The 23,581-nt window shown below is 70.2% G+C and carries 23 protein-coding genes; 10 read left to right on the top strand and 13 right to left on the bottom strand.

The genetic code is table 11. The annotated features are described in order from the left end of the window. Positions 1–228 precede the first annotated feature (228 nt). The 3 genes from KY661_RS21935 to KY661_RS21925 all read left to right on the top strand — a co-directional run bounded on the left by KY661_RS21935 (position 229) and on the right by KY661_RS21925 (position 2,575). On the top strand, positions 229–1,008 hold the full coding sequence (locus KY661_RS21935; protein WP_225412077.1) for a hypothetical protein: 780 nt from the start codon (positions 229–231) through the stop codon (positions 1,006–1,008). 89 nt (positions 1,009–1,097) lie between these two features. Next, entirely contained in the window at positions 1,098–1,949 is an 852-nt protein-coding gene (locus KY661_RS21930) for a ribonuclease HII (protein ID WP_225412076.1), read from the top strand. Continuing rightward, on the top strand, positions 1,946–2,575 hold the full coding sequence (locus KY661_RS21925; protein ID WP_225412075.1) for a hypothetical protein: 630 nt from the start codon (positions 1,946–1,948) through the stop codon (positions 2,573–2,575). The genes KY661_RS21930 and KY661_RS21925 overlap by 4 nt, the downstream gene beginning before the upstream one ends. A 50-nt stretch (positions 2,576–2,625) precedes the next feature. Here KY661_RS21925 and acs read toward each other — a convergent pair whose 3' ends face one another. Both acs and KY661_RS21915 read right to left on the bottom strand, forming a co-directional pair. Continuing rightward, the gene (gene acs, locus KY661_RS21920; protein ID WP_225412074.1) at positions 2,626–4,587 is read right to left on the bottom strand and encodes an acetate--CoA ligase; all 1,962 of its coding nucleotides are present in this window, start codon (positions 4,585–4,587) and stop codon (positions 2,626–2,628) included. Between the two features lie 93 nt (positions 4,588–4,680). Then, entirely contained in the window at positions 4,681–5,151 is a 471-nt protein-coding gene (locus KY661_RS21915) for a hypothetical protein (RefSeq protein WP_225412073.1), read from the bottom strand. A gap of 70 nt (positions 5,152–5,221) precedes the next feature. Between KY661_RS21915 and KY661_RS21910 the strand changes: the two genes are divergently transcribed. From KY661_RS21910 to KY661_RS21900, 3 genes are read left to right on the top strand one after another with little or no spacing between them, the layout of a single operon-like run. After that, positions 5,222–5,650, top strand: coding sequence for an NUDIX domain-containing protein (locus KY661_RS21910; protein WP_225412072.1), 429 nt, complete (start codon positions 5,222–5,224; stop codon positions 5,648–5,650). Positions 5,651–5,662: 12 nt separating this feature from the next. Beyond that, positions 5,663–6,898 (top strand): M50 family metallopeptidase, encoded by a 1,236-nt coding sequence (locus tag KY661_RS21905; protein WP_225412071.1) that lies wholly within the window; start codon positions 5,663–5,665, stop codon positions 6,896–6,898. Positions 6,899–6,920: 22 nt separating this feature from the next. Further along, positions 6,921–7,571, top strand: coding sequence for a hypothetical protein (locus KY661_RS21900; RefSeq protein WP_225412070.1), 651 nt, complete (start codon positions 6,921–6,923; stop codon positions 7,569–7,571). A 15-nt stretch (positions 7,572–7,586) separates the two neighbouring features. On the opposite strand, the gene KY661_RS21895 is transcribed toward KY661_RS21900, so the two are convergent. The 10 genes from KY661_RS21895 to KY661_RS21850 all read right to left on the bottom strand — a co-directional run bounded on the left by KY661_RS21895 (position 7,587) and on the right by KY661_RS21850 (position 17,368). Then, a complete protein-coding gene (locus KY661_RS21895; RefSeq protein WP_225412069.1) occupies positions 7,587–8,249 on the bottom strand; it encodes a molybdenum cofactor biosynthesis protein in 663 nt (220 codons plus the stop codon). A gap of 5 nt (positions 8,250–8,254) precedes the next feature. Beyond that, positions 8,255–10,039: a PKD domain-containing protein gene (locus tag KY661_RS21890; RefSeq protein WP_225412068.1), complete on the bottom strand. Its 1,785-nt coding sequence runs from the start codon at positions 10,037–10,039 to the stop codon at positions 8,255–8,257. Between the two features lie 7 nt (positions 10,040–10,046). Continuing rightward, positions 10,047–10,760 carry an MXAN_2562 family outer membrane beta-barrel protein gene (locus tag KY661_RS21885; RefSeq protein WP_225412067.1) on the bottom strand — a complete coding sequence of 238 codons (714 nt, stop codon included), beginning with the start codon at positions 10,758–10,760 and terminating at the stop codon, positions 10,047–10,049. After that, complete coding sequence (locus tag KY661_RS21880; protein WP_225412066.1) at positions 10,757–11,647, bottom strand: MXAN_2561 family MXYO-CTERM-anchored protein; 891 nt, start codon at positions 11,645–11,647, stop codon at positions 10,757–10,759. The genes KY661_RS21885 and KY661_RS21880 overlap by 4 nt, the downstream gene beginning before the upstream one ends. Positions 11,648–11,773: 126 nt before the next feature. Beyond that, on the bottom strand, positions 11,774–12,802 hold the full coding sequence (locus KY661_RS21875) for an aspartate-semialdehyde dehydrogenase (RefSeq protein WP_225412065.1): 1,029 nt from the start codon (positions 12,800–12,802) through the stop codon (positions 11,774–11,776). Between the two features lie 56 nt (positions 12,803–12,858). Continuing rightward, positions 12,859–13,593, bottom strand: coding sequence for a tRNA (adenosine(37)-N6)-threonylcarbamoyltransferase complex dimerization subunit type 1 TsaB (gene tsaB, locus KY661_RS21870; protein ID WP_225412064.1), 735 nt, complete (start codon positions 13,591–13,593; stop codon positions 12,859–12,861). A 9-nt stretch (positions 13,594–13,602) separates the two neighbouring features. Next, positions 13,603–14,058, bottom strand: a complete 456-nt coding sequence (locus tag KY661_RS21865; protein ID WP_225412063.1) for a septal ring lytic transglycosylase RlpA family protein — start codon at positions 14,056–14,058, stop codon at positions 13,603–13,605. Between the two features lie 8 nt (positions 14,059–14,066). Beyond that, complete coding sequence (gene rseP, locus KY661_RS21860) at positions 14,067–15,680, bottom strand: RIP metalloprotease RseP (RefSeq protein WP_225412062.1); 1,614 nt, start codon at positions 15,678–15,680, stop codon at positions 14,067–14,069. A gap of 78 nt (positions 15,681–15,758) precedes the next feature. Further along, a complete protein-coding gene (locus KY661_RS21855) occupies positions 15,759–16,583 on the bottom strand; it encodes a phosphatidate cytidylyltransferase (protein ID WP_225412061.1) in 825 nt (274 codons plus the stop codon). Beyond that, the gene (locus KY661_RS21850; RefSeq protein WP_225412060.1) at positions 16,580–17,368 is read right to left on the bottom strand and encodes an isoprenyl transferase; all 789 of its coding nucleotides are present in this window, start codon (positions 17,366–17,368) and stop codon (positions 16,580–16,582) included. Before KY661_RS21850 ends, KY661_RS21855 begins: the two co-directional genes overlap by 4 nt. A gap of 162 nt (positions 17,369–17,530) precedes the next feature. Between KY661_RS21850 and KY661_RS21845 the strand changes: the two genes are divergently transcribed. Together KY661_RS21845 and KY661_RS21840 are read left to right on the top strand one after the other, a co-directional pair. Continuing rightward, on the top strand, positions 17,531–18,643 hold the full coding sequence (locus KY661_RS21845; RefSeq protein ID WP_225412059.1) for a serine/threonine-protein kinase: 1,113 nt from the start codon (positions 17,531–17,533) through the stop codon (positions 18,641–18,643). Then, entirely contained in the window at positions 18,640–19,584 is a 945-nt protein-coding gene (locus KY661_RS21840; RefSeq protein ID WP_225412058.1) for an RluA family pseudouridine synthase, read from the top strand. The genes KY661_RS21845 and KY661_RS21840 overlap by 4 nt, the downstream gene beginning before the upstream one ends. Here the strand turns inward: KY661_RS21840 and KY661_RS21835 are convergent. Next, positions 19,561–21,237, bottom strand: coding sequence for a long-chain-fatty-acid--CoA ligase (locus KY661_RS21835; RefSeq protein WP_225412057.1), 1,677 nt, complete (start codon positions 21,235–21,237; stop codon positions 19,561–19,563). The two genes, KY661_RS21840 and KY661_RS21835, sit on opposite strands and share 24 nt — an antisense overlap. Positions 21,238–21,278: 41 nt before the next feature. Between KY661_RS21835 and KY661_RS21830 the strand changes: the two genes are divergently transcribed. Next, the gene (locus KY661_RS21830; RefSeq protein ID WP_317987290.1) at positions 21,279–22,538 is read left to right on the top strand and encodes a DNA polymerase IV; all 1,260 of its coding nucleotides are present in this window, start codon (positions 21,279–21,281) and stop codon (positions 22,536–22,538) included. Between the two features lie 140 nt (positions 22,539–22,678). After that, positions 22,679–23,509: a mechanosensitive ion channel family protein gene (locus KY661_RS21825; protein ID WP_225412056.1), complete on the top strand. Its 831-nt coding sequence runs from the start codon at positions 22,679–22,681 to the stop codon at positions 23,507–23,509. The last annotated feature ends 72 nt before the right edge of the window (positions 23,510–23,581 follow it).

Here is a 23,581-nt window from a genome sequence, read left to right as displayed (position 1 = left end):
CCTTCTCTTTTGGAGAGTGGGCCGATCCGAACCTCAGCGCTGCGGTCAAAGCTCCATATGCCTCTCTTTCGAGGACCCCGCATGCTCCGATTCGCCCTTCTCATCCTGCTATCGGTTCTCGCAGGCGGCGCATGTACGCTCGAGGACGAGGTGCCTCACGTCTCAGGCAATGACACCTGCGAGTCTTCGGCGCCACTGCCTTCCGGAGGAGGACTTTTCGAGGGCTCGATGAAGGGCCTTCAGGATGACTTCCAGCTCTCCTGCAGCGAGGCCGCCAATCCAGACGCGGTCTACACCTTCACCACGGCGGAGCGCTCGCGGGTGTGGATCCGCTCGTTCGGCAAGGACAGGCCGACGGTGGCGCTTCATCTGAAGCAGGGTGGCTGCGGTGGAACCTCGGTCAAGTGCGACAAGACCACCACGAGCGGCTTCTTGACCCCCAGCACCGTGGAGCCGCAGATCCTCTTGGAGGTCGACCCTGGCGAGTACGCGCTGCTCGTGGACTCGGCGGTCGACTATACGCTTCGCTCTTCGATCGGGCCGGTGCGCGAGGTCTCCGGAAACGATGGGTGTGAGGCCGCTTATGAAATCCCACCGGAGGGCGGCATCTTCAAGGGAGACCTGCGAGAGGCCAGCGACGGCGCGACGCCGCGGTGCGGGAGTGTGACTTCGAGCGGTCCACACCCCGACGTGGTGTTCACCTTCCAGCTCGACAAGCCTCTGCGTGTGTTGATCAACAACGAGCCCGAATACGGCCAGGGCGTCCCCTATGCCGACACAGTCGTCTCCCTCCGCAGGGGCTCGTGTGAGGGAGCGGAGCTGCTCTGCAACAGCCACTCCTCGGCTGGGAGTTCGGTGATGGCCGGTTTCGACAGGATCCTGTTGCCTGGGCGCTACTACCTCCACCTGGACACCGAGGACTCGAACAACGCACCGCCCACCGGGCTCTACCGCCTCGACGTGAGGTTCTTGCCACCCTCCGAAGCTGAACTAGCGAACGCCGGTTGACCGGGACGATGCACTGGGTAGGCCCTGGAGCAGGCAACCCACCGGTATGGGTTGTCCCGCGAGGGCGAGGCCGCTAGCCTCTGAGGGCTATGTCGAGCGTAGAACAACTCCTCCGGGCCCCTCTTTCCGAGCTGACTGACCGCTACCTGGTGCGTGCGCAGGCCGTCCCCACGGGACTGCTGGCTGCCCTGGAAGCGGACTGTCGTCAGGGGGCCCGGCTGCTCGCCCGGCGGATTCGCAGCCGGCAGGAGAAGAACCGCGCCGAGGGCCAGCGCCTGCGCCACCTGCTGCGCCACGAGACGGAGCTGTGGGAGCAGGGCCTGGAGCGCGTGGCGGGCGTGGACGAGGCAGGCATGGCGCCCCTGGCGGGCCCCGTGGTGGCCGCCGCGGCCATTCTTCCCCGGAGCTACCGGCTCAAGGGGCTCGATGACTCCAAGAAGATCCTCGATGCCGAGCGGCGCGAGGAGCTGGCCGCCCTCATCAAGCAGGATGCGGTCGCCTGGGGGGTGGGCATCGCGGAGGTGGAGGAGATCGACCGCCTCAACATCTACCACGCGGGGCTGCTGGCCATGCGGCGGGCGGTGCTGGCGCTGGGGCTCACCCCGGACTACGCCCTGGTGGATGCCCGGAAGATCCCCGAGTGTCCCTGTCCGCAGCGCGGCATCGTGCATGGGGATGAGCTGTCGATGAGCATCGCCGCGGCGTCCATCCTCGCGAAGACGACGCGGGACCGGATGATGGCCGAGCTGGATGCCCGCTATCCCGGCTACGGGCTCGCGGCGCACAAGGGCTACCCCACGCCCCAGCACGTGCAGGCCCTGCGGGCGAAGGGCGTGTTGCCCATCCACCGCCGGAGCTTCGGGCCCGTGCGGGAAGCCCTTGGCGAGCCGCCTGCCCAGGCGGAGCTCTTCCCACCGGCTCCACCCGTGAACCCTCCATGAGCGCGGACCGGGACATCGAGGAGTGGTTGGCCGAGCGTGGAATCGTCTCCTCCACCTCGCGCGACCGGGCCCGCGCGTGCCTCCTGGATGAGAAGGTCATCAACCCCAAGAAGTCGCGCATGAGCGACCAGAAGCTGGAGCGCGCCACGGCGCTGCTGGCCGAGCGCTTCTACCTCGTCTGTGGCGCCCCGGCCTGCATGCCGGTGGCCCATGCCAGCGGCCGGGAGCCGCTGCCCGTCGAGCCGCGCACGCACTGCGAGCGGTGTGGCGGCTCGGACAACCGGCGCGCGGTGGTGGACTTCCTGGAGGCCTGCCAGCGCAAGAACGTGCGCAAGCTGGTGGTGGTGGGCGGCTCCCCCGCGGTGCGCGAGGAGCTGGAGGCCCAGCTCGGAACCCGCATGGAGCTGCGCATGGTGGATGGCACCGAGCGGCGCACGGCGGACAAGGCCCGGCATGACCTGGACTGGGCGGACCTGGTGCTCGTCTGGGGCGCCACGGAGCTGCACCACAAGGTCAGCGAGCACTACACCCACATGCCTCCCCCGCTGAACCGCAAGGTCGTGCACGTGGTGCGCCGTGGGGTGGCCTCGCTGCTCGCCGAGGCCATCACCCACCTGAGGCGCTGAGACATCCCCGGGGCGCGCCGCCGCGGCGGCGCATCCCGGTGGGTGGCGGGCTACTCCTCGTCCTGACGCAGCGTCGCCAGGACGTTGAGGTCCTCCAGCGTGCTGGTGTCCCCGGTGCTCTGCTTGCCCGCGGCGACGTCTCTCAGGAGCCGGCGCATGATCTTCCCCGAACGCGTCTTCGGCAGCGCCTCGGCGAACCGGAGCTCATCCGGCCGGGCAATGGCGCCGATCTCCTTGGCCACGTGGGTGGCCAGCTCCTTCTTCAGCTCAGGGGAGGGCACCGTGCCCTTCTTGAGCGTGATGAAGGCCACCAGCGCCGTGCCCTTCAGATCGTCCGGACGGCCCACCACCGCCGCCTCGGCGACGCGGGGGTGCGCCACCAGCGCGCTCTCCACCTCCGCCGTGCCCAGGCGGTGGCCGGCGACGTTCACCACGTCGTCCACGCGGCCCATGAGCCAGATGTAGCCGTCGGCGTCCGTGCGGGCGCCGTCACCGGTGAAGTACTTGCCCGGCAGCTCGCTGAAGTACGTCTTCACGTAGCGGTCGGGGTCGCCGTACACCGTGCGCAGCATGCCAGGCCACGGTTGGGTGACGAACAGCAGGCCCCCCTGCCCCTTCGGCACCGGCGTGCCTTCCCGGTCCAGGATCTCCGCGTGGATGCCCGGCAGCGGGAACGTGGCCGAGCCCGGCTTGGTGGGCGTGGCGCCCGGCAGCGGCGAAATCATGATGCCGCCCGTCTCCGTCTGCCACCACGTGTCCACCACGGGGCACCGCCCGCCGCCGATGACGTTGCGGTACCACATCCACGCCTCGGGGTTGATGGGCTCTCCCACCGAGCCCAGCAGCCGCAGCGACGACAGGTCGTGCTTGCGCGGAATCTCGTCCCCCAGCCGCATGAAGGCGCGGATGGCGGTGGGTGCCGTGTAGAGGATGGAAATCTTGTAGCGCGTGATGATTTCCCAGAACCGGTCCGGTCCGGGCTGCGTGGGCGCGCCCTCGTAAATCACCGACGTCACGCCGTTGAGCAGCGGGCCGTACACCACGTAGCTGTGCCCCGTCACCCAGCCCACGTCCGCGGTACACCAGTAGATGTCGTCCTCCTTGAGGTCGAACACCCAGCGCGTCGTGAGCGACGCGTAGACCGAATAGCCGCCCGTGGTGTGCATCACGCCCTTGGGCTTCCCCGTGGAGCCCGAGGTGTAGAGGATGAACAGCGGGTGCTCGCTCTCCACCCACTCCGGCTCGCAGGTGTCGCTCTGGCCCTTGACGAGCTCCTCCCAGGACACGTCCTTGGGCCCGGGCGTGCCGGCATCCCCGGCGCGCCTGGCCACCACCACCTTCTCGATGGTGCGCATGTTGGGCAGCGCCGCATCCACGTTCTTCTTCAGCGGCACCACCGCGCCCTTGCGCCAGCCGCCATCGGCGGTGAGCAGCACCTTGGCGCCCGCGTCGTTCATGCGATCCTGGAGCGCCTCCGCGGAGAAGCCGCCAAACACCACCGAGTGCACCGCGCCGATGCGCGCGCACGCCAGCATCGCCACCGCCGCCTCGGGCACCATGGGCAGGTAGATGCCCACCCGGTCACCCTTCTTCACGCCCAGCGACTTCAGCCCGTTGGCCAGCCGGTTCACCTGTGCCGCCAGCTCCCCGTAGGTGACGGTGCGCCGGTCCCCCGGCTCGCCCTCGAAGAGGATGGCCGGCTTGTCCTTGAGCTTCGGCAGGTGCCGGTCCAGACAGTTGTAGGCCAGGTTGGTGCGCCCCTCGACGAACCAGCGGGCATGGGGCGGCTTCCAGTCCAGCACCGTCTGGAAGGGCTCCTTCCAGTACAGCTCTTCCCGGGCCCGAGCGCCCCAGTACGCCTGAGGGTCCTTCGCCGCCTCTTCCCGCAGGCGGTGGTAGTCCTCCATGCTGCGCAGGTGGGCCTTCCGCGAGAACTCCTCGGGAGGAGGGAAGACTCGGTTTTCCGTGAGGACCGACTGGATCTCCTGCTGCGGACGCTGCGGTTCAGCCATGGGCTTCCTCCAAGCGTGACGGACAGACCCCTTCTGTAAATCGTCAGGGCGGCTGGCTCAATCTGTAAATCGCTGGAGCCCCATGCTTCACGCTTACGGCCGCGAGGAGCAGGACCGCCCATTCTGCACTGCGTTGAACGTGGCCCACAGCTCGCAGACGCAGCTGTCGGGCCGGCGCGCCTCGTACCGCACGCGCAGCGTGCCGTTGAACTCCGTCTCACAGACGGTGGTGGCATCGATGTGAACGCTCACCTGATCCAGTAGGCATTCTTGCCCATTGGCGGTGACCTGGGCGTTGGCCACGCTGCCATCCACGGTGAACATCTCTCCGCCCGCCAGGAAGCGGCCGATGAGCTGCATCCTCAACAAGTCGAAGTCCATGCGGACCACCTGCCCGGAGATGACCAGAAAGCCATTCCAGAAGTCCGAGCCGGGCGGCAGCAGGTTGCAGTCATCGCGCAGCACCTCGATGGGCTCCAGCTCATAGGCCCCCGGGTTCTGCAAGAAGGTGTTGCAGCTCAGGGTGGCCAGCAAGGCGAACAGGGGGAGGCGGCGGATCGGCACGTGTCCACCATAACCAATGGGGCGCGAGAGTGCAGTGACAGAGCGCGCCCCGGGGTTAGACTGTCCGCCCATGGCCGAGACCGAGTTCAAGAACCCCACCCCCACCGTGGACTGCATCATCGAGCTGAGCGGTGAGCGCATCGTCCTCATCCGCCGTGCCAACCCGCCCGTGGGCTGGGCGCTGCCCGGCGGCTTCGTGGACGAGGGCGAGCCCCTGCACGCGGCCGCCGTGCGCGAGGTGCAGGAGGAGACGGGCCTCCAGGTGGAGCTCCTCGAGCAGTTCTTCACCTACTCGGATCCGAAGCGCGATCCGCGCAAGCACACCCTCTCCACCGTCTACATCGGCCGGGCGCAGGGCGAGCCCCAGGGCTCGGACGATGCCGCCGAGGCCCGGGCCTTCCCCGTGGACGCCCTGCCGAAGGAGCTCTGCTTCGACCACGGCACCATCATCTCGGATTACCTGGCCTACAAGCGGACCGGCCAGCGCCGGAAGCTCTGACGCGCCGCGCGGATGTACGCCCTCCTGGCACTGCTTGCCCTCGGCCTGCTGCTGGCCGTGCACGAGCTGGGGCACCTCGTGGCCGCGCGGCTGCTCGGGCTGCGCGTGCCGCGCTTCTCGCTGGGCTTTGGCCCGCCCCTGCTGTCCTTCCGGCTGCTGGGCACCGAGTACGTCATCGCCGCCATCCCCCTGGGGGCCTCGGCCACCATTCATGGGATGAACCCCCATGCGCCGGGGCCGCCCGCCGATGCGAAGAGCTACCGGGACCAGCGCCCGTGGCGGCGGGTGCTCGTCACGCTCTCGGGCTCCCTGGCCAACTACCTGCTCGCCCTGGGCATCCTCTTCGCGCTCTACACCTCGGGCACGCACGTGGTGGTGCCGCTCACGGTGGGCACCGTGGTGCCCGGCTCGGAGGCCGCCCGCGCCCAGCTGCTGCCGGGGGACCGCATCCTCCGCGTGGATGGGCAGCCCACGAAGAGCTGGTCGGACTTCGTGGAAGTCATCGCCCGGAGCCCTGGCCAGGACCGCACCCTCATCGTCACCCGGGATGGGGAGACGCGCGTGGTGCAGGTGCGCCCCCGCGCCGATGAGCGGGGGGCGGGCCGCATCGGGGTGAGCCAGCAATACGTCTTCCGCCAGCACGCCGGGACAGAGGCCCTCACACAGGCCCTGCTGCACACCCGGCGCGTGGCCATCGAGGGTGTGAACCTCCTGGTGCGCATGGTGCGCGGGCCCGATCCGCTGGAGGAGCCCACGAGTTCCGTCACCGTGATGCGGCAGTCCTCCGACGCGGCCTCCAGTGGCTGGGACTCGTTCCTGCGCGTGCTGGTGACCATCTCGGTGGCGCTCGCGCTGGTGCACCTGCTGCCCGTGCCCGGGCTGGATGGGGGGCGGCTGGTGTTCCTCGCCCTCGAGTCGGCGCGGGGCAAGCCCATCTCCCCGCATGTGGAGACGCTGGCCCACACCGTGGGGTTCCTGGCCATGACGGGCGCCATCCTCGCCGTGGCGGCCGCCGAGGTCCGCCATGCCCTGTCCCCTTCCCCCCCGCCCCCCGCCCCCCTGGCCGCCGCGCCGCCCCCCCCTTCGCCGGATGCGGGCGTGCCTCCGCCCCCTCCCCTGGATGGGGGGCTTCCGGCCGTGCCCACGCCGCCCCCCTCTGTGCCGGACGCTGGGACAGCAGCCGGCCCCCTGACAAAACCCGACGGAGGGCCGCTGCCGGCCGACGGAGGCGCTGCGAACACCGGGTGAAGGCTCTATTGTCGGGCGGCCCATGAAACCCACCGCCAGCGCCGGACTCTTCTGTGAGCTCTACTGGGGCACCTCCCTGTCGGAAGCCTGGAGCTTCGGCCCCACCCATGAGCAGGTGCATGCCGCCCTGGACGGGAAGGCCCCGCTGCCGCTCTACGGGTTCACCCTGCCGGAGGAGCCTTTCCTCCTGGCCGAGCGCACCGGGCAGGGCTACCGGGTCTTCGTCCCCCCGGCGGCGACGGTGGAGCGGGACGTCCCGGGCGGTGGCTTCCAGGCCGTGCCCGAGTCCCTGCTCTCCCGGAAGGAGGGCCGCGTCAGCGTGGAGCTGCCCGAGGGCACCACGCTGCGGCTCACCCAGGGCCAGCTCCACCTGTGCCTTCAGCACTCGGTGGCCAAGGACCGGGTGTCCGGACTCCGGCCGAGAGACATGGCCTGGTTGGCCCTGGTCGCCGTCGTGTTCGTGAGCGCGCCGCTGAGCTTCATCATCGCGGGGCCCAGCCCCGAGCGCGTCGCGGAGAGCAACGCGCGGGTGCTCGCCGAGGCGCGTGAGAAGGAAGCCGAGCGGCGCAAGCGCCTGGGGGTCGACACGCCCCTGCGGCCCATCACCGAGGTGCCGCAGGCGGGCGATGGCGGCACGCAGCTCAAGGTCCCCGCGAGCTTCAGCGTCCAGTAGTCCGGCGCGAGCCCCTCAGGGCCCCAGCCCCACCCAGACCTCCCCATCCTCGAAGAACTCCTTCTTCCAGATGGGCACATCCTGCTTGAGGCGCTCGATGGCGTGCTCACACGCCAGGAACGCCTCCTTCCGGTGCGGGGCGGCGGCGGCGATGACCACCGCCAGCTCGCCGGGCGCCAGCGTCCCCACGCGGTGCATGATGGCCAGCCGCGTGCCGCCAAAGCGCTCCGCGGCCTCCGCGCCGATGACGGCCAGCTGCTTCTCGGCCATGGGCGGGTACGCCTCGTATTCGAGCCGCAGCACGCGCCGGCCCCGCGTCTGGTTGCGCACCGAGCCCGAGAACGTCACCAGCCCGCCGTACGCCTCGCCCGACACGGCCGCCACCACGTCCTCCAGCCGCAGCGGCCGGTCCACCACCGCGAACAGCCCCGAGCCGCCCGCCACCGGCGGAATGAGCGCGAGCTCGGCACCCGGGGGCACGGGGGCCTCCACCGGCACGAACTCCTGGTCCACCGCCACCCGCAAGTGCGGCAGGAGCGGCAGGAGCGCCGGGTGGCGCGCCACGAGCAGCCCCAGCACGTCCTTCACCCGGGCGCCCTCGGCGACGTCCAGCGCCTCGCGCGCCAGGCCCGCGCGCTCCCGGGCCACGGCGAAATAGAGAATGGTGACGGTTCCCATGGGCGTCAGCGCTTGCGCAGCACCACCCGGCCTCGCAGCCGGGCGCCGCCCGCTTCGGGGGTGAAGTCCATGAAGGCGTGATCGAACGGGGTGAGCTGATCCAGGAAGGCCCCGCCGAGCGCCTTCGCCGCGCCGAGCTGCACCTGCGGCACGCCCGGCACCTCCCGGGGCGCCTGCAGGTCCGCGCGCAGCTGGCCCAGGTCCACCATCAGCGACAGGTGGCCGGGTCCGAAGGCGCTGGGCGCGAAGCGCTCGCTCAGCGCGGCCGCCACGTTCTTCTTGGGCCGGGCCGCCAGGGGCTCCCCCGCCTCGAGCCACAGCCGGTCCGCGCCCACCGAGAGCAGCAGCGGCTGCTCCAGCACGCGCATCCGGAAGCGGGTGATGCCGGGCTCCTTCACCGTCTCCACGTTCCAGGTGCCCTCGGCGAACATCTTCGTCAGCATCGCCACCACGGGCTCCGGGCGCGTGAGCCCCGCCTCCAGCAGAATCGTTCCGCGCGGCTCGGGCTGCCGGTTCGCCACGAGGTTCCGGTAGAAGGCCGGCGCATCGAAGTACGCCAGCAACGACACGTCACCCCGCATGGCCTGGGTGAGCGCCTCGGCGTCGATGCCCTCCTGCTTCCAGGCCTCCGTCACCTCCTGGCGCCGCGGGGAGCCGGGCGCGCCGAAGATCCACGAGGCCAGCTGCTCCGGGGGCACGGACAACGTCGCCGCGGCCACGGGGCCCGCGGGCGCCTGGGCCAGCAACGCGGGAACAGGGCCCTGCTTGCCCTCCATCAGCGGCTTGTCCGCCGCCAGGAAGCCGTCCAGCTCCGCGAGCCCCTCGCCCACCCGGATCGACGCCAGCATCCCGGGGAACGCCGAGCCCTGCTCCACCAGGCTCGTGAAGAGGTACGCCTGGCCCTCGGCCACCTTGCCGCGCAGCTGCTCCAGGACGGGCAGCTCGGAGAGCCCCGCCCCCGTGAAGCCCGCGATGAGCCCTCGCAGCGCGCCCACGTCCGGCCCGAGGCTCGCCTGCGCCCTCACCGTCTGGCCCTCCTCCGGCGTCTCCGCCTGCGGGAGGGCCAGGTACAGGTAGCCCCGGTCGAGGAACAGCGAGATGGGAGCCCCCCGCCCGCGCTGCACGGAGGCGCTGCCATCCTCCTGCCGCCGCACCTGGGCGCCCCCGGCCTCGAACTCCTGGAGCACCGCGTCCATGGCCGCCGGGCCGTCCGTCACCCCCAGGAGCACCACCGTGCCCTCGAAGGAGGACAGCCGGAACAGCCCAAAACCCTCCTCGGGATCCACCAGGCGCGCATCCCCCCGGGCGCTGCGCAGCAGCAGGGGCAGGAAGGGCGCATCGCCCAGCTGGTTCCGGGCCAGCGACGGCCCCACGAGCTGCTCGTAGAAGGTCAGCAGGGGCTCCACCGTGCCGCGCAGCTGGGGCACCCAGAGGGCCACTCGCGCCTCCGCGGGGACGGCCCGGAGCACGGGCCGGGGCACCACGGTGAGCTGCACACGGCCTACCTCCCGCGAGCCCTCCAGCGCCCGCACCGTGTACGTGCCCGCCGAGGCGAAGGCATGGGAGATGCGGGCCTGCTTCACCTGGGGGCGCTGGTCGCCGAAGTCCCAGGTGACGGGGGTCGCATCCTCCCGCGGCGAGCCGAAGTCCACCGGCACCCCCGCCTCCACCGTACGGTCCACCCCCAGCTCCGGCTTCACCGCACGGTGGCAGCCGGAGGCCAGGAGGCCCAGGATGGCCGCGCACCACAGCGGCAGGAGAGACGGGGACGCGAGGGGGGAAGACCGCATGGACGGTCTAGTAGTCCAGCGACAACCCGAACATCCAGTGCCGGCTGGACAGAACCAGCCCCGAGCTACCGAAGTTGTTCACTTCCGCGTACGTGTACTCGGCGAAGAGATACGTGTGGTTGATGCCCAGGTCCGAGTCGAAGTCCCGCGCCAGCCGGGGCTCCAGCACGTCCATCAGGAAGGCGACGCCGCCGGTGAAGCCATAGCCCCAGCGGCCCCCCCGGCCCTTGCGGCCATTCACTTCCTGGGTCTTGTCCCCCTTGGACACCCACCAGGGCGTGTAGATGAGCCCCGCCTTGGCGTAGGGCACCAACGGGATGTGCCAGCGGAACGCCGCGTAGTCGAACTTGTAGACCGCGCCGAGCCGCAGCGGGGCGACCTTGAGCGACGTCGTCTCGGGGGACTCGACGCCCTCCAGGTTGACGGCACTCCCATACTTCTCCGCGTAACCGGCGGAGACCGACACGCCGGCCGAGCCAATGCCCTGGTAGAAGTAGCGCTGGATCTCCAGCTCCACCAGCAGCATGGACGAGTTGCCGAACGTGTCCGCGTAGGGAGCGCTCGTCAGGCCCTCCTCGGTGTCGATGCGGGGCGTGTATCCCCCCAGCTTCACGGCTATCGCGCCCGAGCGCGGCGACTGGATGGGCGTGGAGGTCTCTTGCGCCTGGCTCGGCAGCGCGCCGAGGAACACCGCGGCGCCGAGGGCTACTGCTCGACTCATGACCGGTTTCTCCTTGAAGACAGCCAGAACCCCAGCACGGCCAGCACCAGGCTGCCCGCGACCCCACCGCCCGCCGCGCCACAGCCTCCCATTTCCTCGCCGCCGGCTTCATCGTACCTGTCGAGGAAGCCCCGGGTGGGCTCGGGCGTGCCCTCCTTCGCTGCGGACGGGGCGCTCTCGTTCGAGGCCTCATCCACGGCGCGGGCCACCACCGTGTACTTCACCCCGTTCTTCAGTCCCTCCACGCGGACCGTCTTCAGATCGCCCGGCTTCTCGACGGTCTTGCCGTCCGTGCCGTCCTCCCGCGCGACGGTCACCCGGATGAACTCGGCATCGTCCGGCGCCGTCACGCTGACGGAGAGCGCACTGTCCAGCGCGGTCACATCCCCGAGGGTGGGCGCCGAGGGAGGCTTCGCGTCGTAGACGACCTCCAGGTCGTCGCGCTGGAAGGAGCCGGAGCCACACTCGGTCCCGAACGAGCCGCCTGGCAGCTTGATGGACGCACACACCCGGTAGGTGTCCTCCCGGTCATTGGCGGGGCACGTCACGGCCCCCGTGAAGCCGGGCAGCTCCCCGATATTGAAGGTCACCGTCCCCGTGGGCTGGTTCACCACATCGTTCTGGGACAGCGTCTTCAGCAGCTTGAAGGTACCGGTGGGCTCGTCCGAGCAGGAGGAGCCCTGCACGAGCCAGATTTTCAGATCCGAGCAGACGACCGTGGTCGACGAGGCATAGGCGTAGTTGACGGTCTGGGTCCGGTCACACGGCTCCCTCGGCACCCGGAGGGAAGTCGCATTGTTGGGGAGCGTCAGCGAGATTTGGGCCGTGGTCTGCCCCAGGGCAGTGGACGCACAGAGCGTGGTCAAGACAATGAGCGGAAGGCGCATGGGCGAAGGCGAACCTAGCAAGGGAGAGGCCACTGGGAACGAAGCCCGAATCCCTCCATTCCCGGGCCGCTTGCCCCCCGGGACGCGCCAAATGGGCAAGGCGTGCCAGGGGGCCGTGCCAAATTGTCAGGAGGGCCGCTGGAGCAGCCGCAGGCCGGCCTCCACGAGGTTGAGCGCGGCGCCCCGGCCCGCGTTGTCGATGGCGGCGAAGAGCGTGAGCCACTCGGGCGCCTGCGGAAAGGTGCGCAGCCGGCCAACATGCACCGTCGGGTCGGCCGTCACCAGCATGGGCATGGGGTAGACCTTCTCGGCGGGCGCATCCAGGACCTTGAGGGCCGGGGAGGCCTTGAGCACCATGCGCACCTGGTCCACGGGGACGGCGGCCTTGAGCTGCACGTGCACGCTGAGCCCGTGGCCGTAGAACACCGGCACCTGGACCGCCGTCCCGGCGATGACGGGGGTGTCCCCCCGGGCGCCGAACAGGCGTGCGGCCTCCAGCGTCCAGCCCGCCTCCTCCTCGGTCCACGGCGACTGGGCGAGGAAGTCCCCCACCTGGGGAATGAGGTTGAAGCCGATGCGCTGGGGGAAGGCGTGGGACTCCAGCTCGCGGCCCGACAGCAGCCCCGCCGTCTGGCGCTCCAGCTCCCCGACGCCCGTCACCCCCGCGGAGGAGGCCCCCATCATCGCCGTCACCTGGGCGCGGACGACGCCGAAGGCCTTGTGCAGCGGCGCCAGCAGGGGCACCAGCGCGCCCGTCACCGCGGAGGGGATGCAGACCATGCGCCCCTTGAAGGGCGCCCCCAGCAGCTCCGGGTTGAAGGACGGGAGCACCAGCGGCACGGAGCCATCCGCGCGAAAGGCAGAGCTGGCGTCCACCACCCACGCGCCCGCGGCCTGCGCCGTGGGCCCCAGGGTCCGGGAGGCGTTCGCCGGGGTGGCCAGCAGCACCAGCGCCATGCCCCGGAACGACTCGGGCGTGGTCTTCTCCACCTCCAGCGTGTCCTCGCCGTACTCCAGCTCCACCGCCTCGGAGCGCTCGGAGGCGAGCAGCGTGAGCCGCTCGGAGTCAATGCCCGCCTCGAGCAGCGCGGAGAGCACCTCGCGGCCCACGGCCCCCGTGGCCCCCACCACGGCGATCTTCCCGTTCTCGTTCATGGCGCGTCCCCTTATCACCAAATATCCTGCGGGGCGCGCACGGCTGCCCCCGGGGCTCAGTCCTCCTTGAGCCGGGCGGTGGGCGCGGGGCCCGGCAGCGGGGGGAACTTCGGGTTGCGCTCGGGCTCGGAGGCCCGCACGTAGTGCGGCTCCAGCGCGAAGAGCGTCTCCAGCGGCTGCTGCTCCGGGAAACGGATGAGCCGCGACAGCTCCACCGCGGAGGGAAACTCCGGCCCGGCCAGCAGCCGCCCGGGCGCCACCCCCGCGGCCTCCAGCGCGGCGCGATACCCGGTGAGCGCGGGGCCCAGCGCGAGCGCCTGGGGCTCGGCCGCCATCCGCGCCGCCACCTCCTCGGGGGACATGGCCGTCTCCGGCTCCAGCGCCTCCACCTGGTGGCCCCGCCGCCGGTAGGCGCCGAAGTACAGGTCATCCTTGCGCGCCACCGCGAGACAAAACAGCGGCGGCCCCTCGGGGCCCTCCAGCGCCACGGCCGCCAGGGAGGAAGCCCCCGCCACCTTGAGGCGCGCCGCGTACGCCAGCGCCTTGACCGAGGCCAGGCCGATGCGCAGGCCGGTGAAGGAGCCGGGCCCCAGCCCCACGGCCAGCCCCTCCAGCTCCGCGAGCTTCACCCCATGCCGCGCGAGCAGCTCGCCCACGAGGCCGGGCAGCGCCTCGCTCTGCTTCAGCGGAGGCCCCGCCACCACATGCTCGAGGACGCGCACGTCCTCCCCTGCCCGCTCCACGAGGGCGAGCGACAGCGTCAACGTGGAGGTCTCCAGCGCGAGGAACACGGCCCTCCTCTACCCCGGCAGCGGCGGGTCCGGCACGGAAAAGACGGACACGGGCTCCGCACAGCGGTACAGGCGCACCCGCGCGAGCCCCTTCTCCAGCATGCCCAGCTTGCGGGCGGCCCCCTTGGACACATCGATGATGCGCCCTGCCTTGAAGGGGCCCCGGTCGTTGACGCGCACCTTCACCGAGCGCCCGTTCTCCATGTTCACCACCTGCACGCAGGTGCCGAAGCGGGCCGTGCGGTGCGCGGCGGTCATCGCCTCCTGGTCGAAGCGCTCCCCGTTGGCCGTCTTCCGGCCGTGCAGCCCGGGGCCGTAGAACGAGGCCAGCCCCTCGCCCAGGTACGTGCCCGAGCCCTTGCCCGCGGGCTCATCGCGGGGCGCGGGCGCCGTCCGGGACGAGCGCGAGGCACACCCGGTCATCAGCCCCAGCGCCAGGGCCAGCAGCAGGACGCTCCGCCCCATGCGCGCGCTCACCGGGTGATGTCGTTGAAGAAGGCCACCAGCATCAGGGCCACCAGCATGGCCAGCCCCACGACGTTGGCCACCTCGCGCACGCGCACCGGAATGGGGCGCCGGCGCACGCTCTCCCAGCCCGCGGCCACCAGGTGGAACCCGTCCAGGATGGGGATGGGCAGCAGGTTCACCACGCCCAGGTTGATGGAGATGGCCGCCATGAGCTGCAGGTAATAGTCCCAGCCCAGCTCGGAGCTCCGGGCCGCCATCTGGTACATCATGATGGGCCCGCCGATGGAGCTGAGCGGCACCGAGTTGTCGAACAGCCCGGCGATGGCCTTCACCGTCTGCTTGATGATGGTGGGCACGATGCGCGCCGACTGCGTGAGCGCCTCGTGCCACTCCAAGTTGAGCTGGATGCGCTCGGCCGGCGAGGAGAAGTCCCAGGACTGCACGCCCAGGATGGGGCCGGTGCTCACCTGGCCGAACTCCTCCTTCACCTGCACGGGGGCCCGGGCGATCTGCACCGTGCGCTCCCCCTCCGCGCCCCGCCACGTCAGGCCAAAGGGCTTCTCGCCCAGCCCGCTGATCTGCACCTGGAACATGTTGAAGGAGCGGATGGGCTCGCCATTGAGGCTCACGAGCCGGTCGCCCCACCGCAGGCCCGCCTTCTCCGCGGGGCTGCCGGGCAGCACGGAGGACACGTAGAACTCGGACGACTCGGCCCCGAGCGCCGCCAGGCCCTCGCCCGGCTGCTTCTCCAGCGAGACTTTCAGCACCTCGGGCAGGCGGGCCACCACGGCGCCGGACTCCACCGGCCGCCCGCGCTGCACCGTCAGCTCCAGCGTGCCGGACTGCTTCGCCAGGACGTCGTAGAGCACCGCCTGGTCCGGCACCACCGTGCCGTTGATGGCCAGCACCCGGTCGAACGTGCGCAGCCCTGCGCGCGCCGCCGCCGAATCCGCGGGCACCCCGAGGATGGGCACGCGGGAGCTGGACTCCACCCCCATGACGCCCCGCTCGATGGTCTCGATGGGCGAGGACTCCACCTTCTTGAGCGGCGTCACCTCGACGATCTGCTGCTTGCCGTCGCGCTCGATGGTGAGCGGAATGGGCCGCTCGAACCGGCCGATGAAGGCCTCCGCCATCTCCTGGTAAGTGCGGACCTTCTCGCCCTCCACCGCGAGCACCCGGTCCCCGGGGCGCAGGCCCGCGGTAGCCGCGGGGGACTCGGGCAGCACGTTGCCCACGCGCGTGGAGGTGACTTCGTGGGCACCCCAGAAGACGAAGAAGTAGATGAGGATGGGGAACGCCAGGTTGAACACCGGGCCCGCCAGCACGATGAGCATGCGCTTCCACGGCGCCTGGGCCAGGAAGCCCCGGTGGGCCTCCTCGGGGGCCAGGTCCTCGCCCGGAATGTCCCCGGCCATCTTCACGTAGCCGCCCAGGGGCAGCAGCGCGATCTGGTACTCCGTCTCTCCCTTGACGAACCCCAGGAGCTTGGGCCCGAAGCCAAAGGAGAACTTGAGCACCTTCACCCCGCAGGCCTTCGCCACGAGGAAGTGACCCAGCTCATGCACGGTGACGAGCACACCGAGGAGCAGCGCGAAGAGCCCGATGTTCTGAAACATGGGGCCAACACTAATCGCGCCGTCCCTTCAGGACAACGCACATCCGGTTACACTGACCGGCCGGACACAGCCCTGCCCTCAGAGCAGGTGGCGGATGAACTGCACATAGATGAACACCAGCGGCGCGTTGAACAGGAGCGCGTCGATGCGATCCAGGATGCCGCCGTGGCCGGGGATGAGCTTGCCCGAGTCCTTCACCCCGTAGGCCCGCTTGAGCATGGACTCGCACAGGTCTCCAATGGGGCCCAGGATGCCGCCGGCGATGCCGGTGAAGACGCAGTCCATCACCGTCAGCTCCGGGAAGAACCCCGCCCGCGCGATGAACATGCCGCCCACCGAGCCCACCAGCCCGCCGAAGAAGCCCTCCCACGTCTTGTTCGGGCTTACTTCCACATACAGCTTGTGGCGCCCCAGGAAGCGGCCCGCGAAGTAGGCGACGGTGTCATTGGCCCAGGTGATGACCAGCGCACAGATGACCCAGGCCATGCCGTCCGGCAGCATCCGCAGCGCGGACAGGGCGGTGAGCCCCACGCCGCCATAGAGGAAGCCGGTGATGAGCTGCGCCGAGCGCACTGGCGCCTCGGGCAGCGGCCCCCGGATGAGGTGGTAGGTCCACGCGAAGAAGAAGTAGCCCGCGGTCACCCAGAAGGCGACCTGCCCCACGTTCTCCGGCCCACGCAGCGGCAGGAAGGGCATGGCGCCTGCCAGCACGAGGCCCACCCAGGCGGCGGGCGACAGCCCCTTGAGGGTGATGGTGTAGTACTCGCTGGCGCAGGCGGCGGCCGCCAACCCCAGGAGAATCGCGCTGTAGACGCCCCCCTTCCACAACAGGAAGAGCACGACGGGCAGCAGCACCACCGCGGAGACGATGCGGATGAGGAGGTTCTTGTTCTTCTCGTTCACGCCTTGGCCCGCTGGGTATCCTCGCGTTGGATCTGCGCGGACGTCAGTCCGAAACGCCGCTCGCGCTGCTGGTACTGGGCCAGGCAGCGCAGGAACGCCTCGGAGCGGAAGTCCGGCCACAGCACGTCCGCGAAGCACAGCTCCGCGTACGCCATCTGCCAGAGCAGGAAGTTGGAGACGCGGAACTCACCGCTGGTGCGCACCACCAGGTCCAGCGGCGGCAGCCCGTTCGTCCACAGGTGCGCTTCCAGCTCCTTCTCGCCCAGCCGGTCCGGCGACAGCTCGCCGCTGGCCACGGCCCGGGCCACCCGCTGCATGGCGTGGAGAATCTCTTCCCGGCCGCCATACGAGAGCGCCAGCGTGAGCACCATGCCCTGGTTGTGCGCCGAGTCCCGGCGCAGCCGCTCCAGGGGCTCGCGCACGTAGCGCGGCATCTTGTCCACCTCGCCAATGGCGTTGAGGCGGATGCCGTTGTCGAGAATCTCCGAGTACTCGCTCTCGAGGAACTCGCGCAGCAGGTCCATGAGCCCGGCCACCTCCTCGGCGGGGCGGGCCCAGTTCTGGGAGGAGAAGGCGTAGAGCGTCAGCGCGGAGATGCCCACGCGGCGCGCGGTGCGCGTCACCTCGCGCACGCTCTCGGAGCCCTCGCGGTGCCCCTCCAGGCGGGGCAGGCCGCGAACCTCCGCCCACCGGCCATTGCCGTCCATGATGATGCCCACGTGGCGGGGCAGAGGCCGGGTCTTGACCTGGTGTTCGAGCGCGCTGGCGACCGAGGGGCGTTCCATGAAGCGCCGCACCTTAGAGGCCCCGCCGGGCGCCGTCCACGGGCGTGTGCGTCCCCTGTCCCCCCCTGGACCCTGATTGGCTGCCTGGCCAGGGGTGGGTATGGGTTCACTCCCAGCTTGTTTGACCCTGGAGCAACCTGCTCCGTAGGATCTGCCCCGCTCATGCCCCCCAAGCTGATTGGTCCCTACCGCGTCATGGACACGCTTGGCAGCGGAGGGGTGGGGACCGTGTACCGGGCCCTGGACCGCCGCACCAACGATACCGTGGCCCTCAAGCTGCTGTCGGCGGCGCCCGCGCTGGACGCCCGGGCGGCCCAGCGGCTGGTGCGAGAGTACGAGACGCTCGCGGAGCTGGCCCACCCCAACGTCGTGAAGGTGTTCGACGTGGGCGTCTTTCAGGGCTATCCCTACCTCGTCATGGAACTCATCGAGGGGCTCACCCTCCGGCACTACCTGGACCTGCGCGGCAGTGACATCCACTCGCCCTCGGGCTCGTACTCCGGGCCGCGCTTCCGCGCCCTGCCCCCCGACGACGACGACTCGGACGAAGGCGACTCCCCGTTCAACCTGGCGGCCTTCAGCGAGGAGGAGCCCAGCGAGGACATCAGCCTGCAAGGGGGCACCGGGCCCGTGCGGGCGCTGGCCGATACCGCGGACGAGCCGGACACGGACGGCACGCCGGAGCCCCAGGCCAGCGCCGTGCCTCATGCGGATCCCAAGGTCCAGCTCGTGGAGCGCCGCATCCAGGAGGCGCGCACGGACGAGCTGAACCGGCCCGAGCGCATGGGCCGGCTCAAGGACGCCATGCTCCAGGTGTGCGAGGCGCTGGCGTACATCCACGGCCACGGCCTGGTGCACCGGGACCTCAAGCCCTCCAACATCATGGTGGACGAGGACCGGCAGGTGCGGCTCATGGACTTCGGGCTCGCCAAGTTCCTGGCGGACGACGCGGGCCTCACCGGCGATGGGCGCTTCGTGGGCACCTTCCGGTACATGTCCCCGGAGCAGATTCTCGGCGAGCCGCTGGATGCGCGGGCCGACCTCTACAGCCTGGGCGTCATCCTGTACGAGCTGCTCAGCGGCCGGCCCCCCTTCGACGCGAAGACGCCCAGCCAGCTCTGGCAGCAGGTGCTGGAGGTGGAGCCCGCGCCCGTGCTGGCCATCAACCTGAAAGGAGACCCTCAGCTGGCGCGCGTGGCGCACCGGCTCCTGCGCAAGGAGCTGGATGACCGCTACCAGACGGCCGAGGAAGTCTACGAGGCGCTCGCCGAGTGAACACCACCACCACGCATACCCTCACTGTGGACGCCGCGAAGGCGGGCCAGCGCGTCGACCTCTTCATCGGCGAGGCCCTGGGCCTGTCGCGCGCGAAGCTCAAGCGCCTCTTCGAGGAGGGCGCGGTGCGGGTGGACGGCCGCCCCGCGAAGAAGGGGCTCCTGGTGGCCGCCGGGCAGCACATCCTCGTGAAGTGGGAGGAGGAGAGCCGCGAGGCCGTGCCGGACGCGGACTTCCCGCTGGCGGTGCTGCACGAGGACGCGGCGCTGGTGGTGGTGGACAAGCCCGCGGGCCGCCCCTCTCACCCGCTGAAGCCCGGGGAGACGGGCACGGTGGCCAACGCCCTCATCGCCCGCTACCCCGAGTGCGCCCAGGCCTCCGAGGACTCGCGGGAGGGCGGGCTGTGCCACCGGCTGGACATCGAAACCTCCGGGGTGCTGCTCGCCGCGCGCACGCGCGAGGCCTGGCAGCGCATGCGCACGGCCTTCAGCGGCCGCGAGGTGGACAAGCACTACGTGGCGCTCGTCACCGGGCCCCTGGCGGACGAGGGCGAAATCGAGCTGCCGCTGCGCCACCACCCCCGGCACCCGGACCGGGTGGAGCCCGCGCTGCCGGGCGAGGACGGGGCGCGCGAGGCGCACTCGCTGTTCCAGGTCCAGGCACGCGCGGGGGACTTCAGCCTCGTGGAGGTGCGCATCCTCACCGGCGTGCTGCACCAGGTGCGCGCGCACCTGGCCGGCATCGGCGCGCCCCTCGTGGGGGACATGCTCTACGGCGGGCGCGAGGAGCCGGGCCTGTCCCGCTTCTTCCTGCACGCCCGGGCGCTGGGCTTCACCCACCCGGAGACGGGGAAGCGGCTCCAGGTAGAAAGCCCCCTGCCCCCGGAGCTCACCGAGGTGCTCCGCAAGCACGGCCTCTCAGGCGGAGGGCGGCCCGCGTAGCTCGCGGCGGAGAATCTTCCCCACGTTGCTCTTGGGCAGCTCCTGGCGGAACTCCACGGAGCGGGGCCGCTTGTAGCCCGCGAGCTGCTCGCGGCAGAAGTCGAGCACCTGGGCCTCGGTGAGGGAGGGATCCTTCTTCACCACGAAGAGCTTCACGGCCTCCCCGGAGTGCGCGTCCGGCACGCCCACGGCGGCGGCCTCGAGGATGCCCGGGTGCATGGCGGCCACGCCCTCGATTTCGTTGGGATAGACGTTGAAGCCCGAGACGAGAATCATGTCCTTCTTGCGGTCCACGATGCGGGTGTGGCCCCGCTCGTCCATGATGCCGATGTCGCCGGACTTGAAGAACCCATCGGGCGTCATGGCCTGGGCCGTCTCGTCCGGGCGGTTCCAGTAGCCCGCCATTACCTGCGGCCCCCGGATGCAGATCTCGCCGGGCTGGCCCAGGGGCACCTCCTTGCCCTCGTCGTCCCGGATGGAGAGCTCCGTGGACGGCAGGGGCAGCCCGATGGTGCCGGAGTACTCCGTGGCATCCGGCAGATTGCTGGTCACCACGGGCGAGGTCTCCGACAGGCCGTACCCTTCGATGAGGGGCACGCGCGTGAGGGCGATCCACTTCTCGGCGACCGCCTGTTGCACGGCCATGCCGCCGCCGTTGGCGATCATCAAATGGGAGAAGTCGAGCTTCTGGAAGTCCGGGTGATTGAGCAGCGCGTTGTAGAGCGTGTTGACGGCGGGCAGGACGTGGAAGGGCTGCTGGGACAGCGTCTTCACGAAGGCAGGAATGTCGCGGGGGTTGGGAATGAGGATGATCAGCGCCCCCAGGCGGATGCCCATCAGCCCGCAGACGGTGAGCGCGAAGATGTGATACATCGGCAGCGCGCAGACGAAGTGGAGCTGCTTCACGCCCTTGCGCTGGAAGGTGGGCTGGCTCCACGCATCCACCTGCAAGATGTTGGCAATCACGTTGCGGTGCAGCAGCGTGGCGCCCTTGACGACCCCCGTGGTGCCGCCGGTGTATTGCAGGAAGGCCACGTCATCCCGCGACACCTGCACGGGTGCCAGTGTCAGGGATTGGCCCTCCGCCAGCACGCGCTTGAACGGCACGGCGCCGGGCAGGTGAAAAGCGGGCACCAGCTTCTTGATCTTCCGCACCACGGTGTTGACGAGCAGGCCCTTCAGGGTGCCCAGCAGGTCTCCCATGGAGGCCACCACCACGTGCTGGACGGCCGTGCGCGCCAGCACCTGCTGCAGGGTGACGGCGAAGTTCTCCAGGATGAAGAGAGCCTGGGCGCCGCTGTCCTTGAGCTGGTGCTCCAGCTCGCGCGGCGTGTAGAGCGGGTTGACGTTCACCACCACGTAGCCCGCGCGCAGGATCGCCGCGACGCACACCGGGTACTGCAACACATTGGGCATCATGATGGCGACGGTGGCGCCCCGCGGCATGCCCCGCGCCTGCAACCATGCCCCCACCTGGCGCGACAGCGTGTCGAGCTCGCGGTAGGTGATGGAGTGGCCCATGCACTTGAACGCGGGGAGATCGGCGAACTTGCGGAAGGACTCCTCCAGCAGGTGGGTCAACGACGGGTACTGCCGGTCATCGATTTCCGCCGGAATCCCCGGGGGGTAGTGCTTGAGCCAGAGCTTCTCCATACGCGCGATTGCCTCGCCAGCCGAAGGTGCCGTCCCCGACGATACTACTCGCCCATCACCCTCGAACACTCCCCCGCTCCGTCAGGAGGGTCCGCTACAGTGTGAACCCCATGCGCGCCATCATCCACGTCGATATGGACGCCTTCTATGCGTCCGTGGAGCAGCGGGACAACCCGTCCCTGCGGGGCAAGCCGGTGATTGTCGGCGGGCACGCCCAGCGGGGCGTGGTCGTCGCCGCCTCCTATGAGGTGCGCCCCTTCGGTGTCCGCAGCGCGATGCCCATGGCCCGCGCGGTGAAGCTCGCCCCGCATGCCCTGGTCGTCCGGCCGCGCTTCGCCGCCTATGCCGAGGCCAGCGAGCAGGTGTTCGCCATCTTCGAGCGGTACACCCCCCTCATCGAGCCGCTCTCGCTCGACGAGGCCTTCCTGGATGTCACCTCCTCCGTGGGGCTGTTCGGCTCCCCTGCGGACATCGCCCGCCGCATCCGCAAGGAGATCGCCACCGAGCTGAACCTGCCCGCCTCGGCGGGCATCGCCGGGGTGAAGTTCGTGGCGAAGATCGCCTCGGATCTCGCCAAGCCCAATGGCCAGCGCGAGGTGAAGCCCCACGAGACGGTGGCCTTCCTGGCGGGCCTGCCCCTCTCGCGCCTCTGGGGCGTGGGCCCGAAGACCGAGGAGGAGCTGACGCGCGCGGGGCTGAAGACCATTGGCGATGTGGCCTCCCGCGACGTGGAGTGGCTGGAGGCCCGCCTGGGCAGCCAGGGGCGCCACCTCTGGGAGCTGGCCCAGGGGCATGATTCCCGCGAGGTCGTCCCGGACCGGGCCGCCAAGAGCGTGGGCGCCGAGGACACCTTCGAGGAGGACCTGACGGGCGTGGACCTGCTGCGCCCCCACGTGCACGCCCAGGCGCTGCGCGTGGCCCGGCGCCTGCGCAAGGCGGGCGTCAAGGGGCGCGTCATCCAGCTCAAGCTGAAGTTCTCGGACTTCAGCCTCATCACCCGGCGCACCACCCTACCCTCCCCCACGGACGATGGGCAGACGCTCTACCGGGCCGCCCTGGAACTCCTGGAGCGCTCCCACGCGGACCGCCCCATCCGCCTCACGGGCGTGTCGGTGCAGTCCCTCGGCGAGCAGGAGCCGCAGCAGCTGGGCCTCTTCTCCGCCCCCCCGCCCCGCAGCGCGAAGCTGAACGCCGTGCTGGACCGCATCACCGAGCGCTTCGGCGCCAAGGCCATCACCACCGCGGACATCGCCGGGCACGACGCCGACGAGGAAGACGGGGACCCCGGCACGCGGCACTGACAGGTCATCCAGCCGCGTTGACATGTCAAACGGGTGCGCTGACATCCCGGCGAACGCTCTGTCCGAGGCAGGAGCGCCCGGCACTGGATTTGCTGAGCACGGGATGACCGTCTGGCCCCCTGTACCTTCCAGACGGAGAAATGAAGGTTCCGATCGTGGAAGCGCTCCTTGCTCAACTCCAGACCCTCGCGGTCGCGGAGGCCGTTCCTTTCCTGCTCAAGCTGTGTGGTGCCATTGCCCTGTGGTTCGTGGGGCGCACCCTCATCAATGGTTTCCGGCGCGTGCTGCACCTCACGATGCAGCGCCGGAAGATCGACTCCACGCTGATCCGCTACGTCGAGTCCCTGTTCGCCGGCGCCCTGACCATTCTCCTGCTGCTCTCGCTGCTGGGGCTGATCGGCGTGGAGACCACGTCCTTCGCGGCCCTGCTGGCGGCGGCGGGCATCGCCATCGGCTCCGCCTGGGCGGGGCTGCTGTCCAACTTCGCCGCGGGCGTCTTCCTGCTCGTGCTCCGGCCCTTCCGGGTGGGCGAGGAGATCAGCGCGGCGGGCGTCACGGGGCTCGTGCAGGAGATTGGCCTGTTCGTGACGTCCATCGACACGCCCGACAAGCTGCGCATCGTCGTCGGCAACAGCAAACTGCTGGGCGACAACATCACCAACTACGCCCACCACCCCCACCGGCAGCTCACCTTCAAGGTCCCCCTGCACTACGGAATCGACCTGCCGGAGTTCCGGCGCCTGCTGGGAGCCCAGGTAACGGCGATTCCGGGGGTGCTGCCGCAGCCGGGCCCCTCCTTCGAGATCGCCGAGTTCACCGTGAACGGCCCGGTGCTCGCGGTGCAGGCGTGGTGTGAGCACCCGGATGCCGGCGCGGTGAATACCGGCATGAGCCGGGCCATCCAGGAGACCCTCACCACGGTGGGCTACCTCCCTGCGATCCAGCCGGGCTGGACCTCCAAGGCCGCCTAGGAGTCTGTTGGGGTAACCGAGAGAACCTACTCGACGGGTAGGCGAAGACATGATGGGGTTGCCTACCCATGA

Source organism: Allostigmatella hybrida (assembly GCF_020103775.1).
GTDB lineage: Bacteria > Myxococcota > Myxococcia > Myxococcales > Myxococcaceae > Hyalangium > Hyalangium aurantiaca.
This window is presented reverse-complemented; position numbering and strand designations above follow the sequence as displayed.

Bases quoted from the DNA above. Each gene is read 5' to 3' on its own strand.
- KY661_RS21935 (WP_225412077.1), top strand. From the start codon at position 229: ATGAAGGGCCTTCAGGATGACTTCCAGCTCTCCTGCAGCGAGGCCGCC.
- KY661_RS21930 (WP_225412076.1), top strand. From the start codon at position 1,098: ATGTCGAGCGTAGAACAACTCCTCCGGGCCCCTCTTTCCGAGCTGACT.
- KY661_RS21925 (WP_225412075.1), top strand. From the start codon at position 1,946: ATGAGCGCGGACCGGGACATCGAGGAGTGGTTGGCCGAGCGTGGAATC.
- acs (WP_225412074.1), bottom strand. From the start codon at position 4,587: ATGGCTGAACCGCAGCGTCCGCAGCAGGAGATCCAGTCGGTCCTCACG.
- KY661_RS21910 (WP_225412072.1), top strand. From the start codon at position 5,222: ATGGCCGAGACCGAGTTCAAGAACCCCACCCCCACCGTGGACTGCATC.
- KY661_RS21905 (WP_225412071.1), top strand. From the start codon at position 5,663: ATGTACGCCCTCCTGGCACTGCTTGCCCTCGGCCTGCTGCTGGCCGTG.
- KY661_RS21900 (WP_225412070.1), top strand. From the start codon at position 6,921: ATGAAACCCACCGCCAGCGCCGGACTCTTCTGTGAGCTCTACTGGGGC.
- KY661_RS21895 (WP_225412069.1), bottom strand. From the start codon at position 8,249: ATGGGAACCGTCACCATTCTCTATTTCGCCGTGGCCCGGGAGCGCGCG.
- KY661_RS21890 (WP_225412068.1), bottom strand. From the start codon at position 10,039: ATGCGGTCTTCCCCCCTCGCGTCCCCGTCTCTCCTGCCGCTGTGGTGC.
- KY661_RS21885 (WP_225412067.1), bottom strand. From the start codon at position 10,760: ATGAGTCGAGCAGTAGCCCTCGGCGCCGCGGTGTTCCTCGGCGCGCTG.
- KY661_RS21880 (WP_225412066.1), bottom strand. From the start codon at position 11,647: ATGCGCCTTCCGCTCATTGTCTTGACCACGCTCTGTGCGTCCACTGCC.
- KY661_RS21875 (WP_225412065.1), bottom strand. From the start codon at position 12,802: ATGAACGAGAACGGGAAGATCGCCGTGGTGGGGGCCACGGGGGCCGTG.
- KY661_RS21865 (WP_225412063.1), bottom strand. From the start codon at position 14,058: ATGGGGCGGAGCGTCCTGCTGCTGGCCCTGGCGCTGGGGCTGATGACC.
- rseP (WP_225412062.1), bottom strand. From the start codon at position 15,680: ATGTTTCAGAACATCGGGCTCTTCGCGCTGCTCCTCGGTGTGCTCGTC.
- KY661_RS21850 (WP_225412060.1), bottom strand. From the start codon at position 17,368: ATGGAACGCCCCTCGGTCGCCAGCGCGCTCGAACACCAGGTCAAGACC.
- KY661_RS21845 (WP_225412059.1), top strand. From the start codon at position 17,531: ATGCCCCCCAAGCTGATTGGTCCCTACCGCGTCATGGACACGCTTGGC.
- KY661_RS21835 (WP_225412057.1), bottom strand. From the start codon at position 21,237: ATGGAGAAGCTCTGGCTCAAGCACTACCCCCCGGGGATTCCGGCGGAA.
- KY661_RS21825 (WP_225412056.1), top strand. From the start codon at position 22,679: ATGAAGGTTCCGATCGTGGAAGCGCTCCTTGCTCAACTCCAGACCCTC.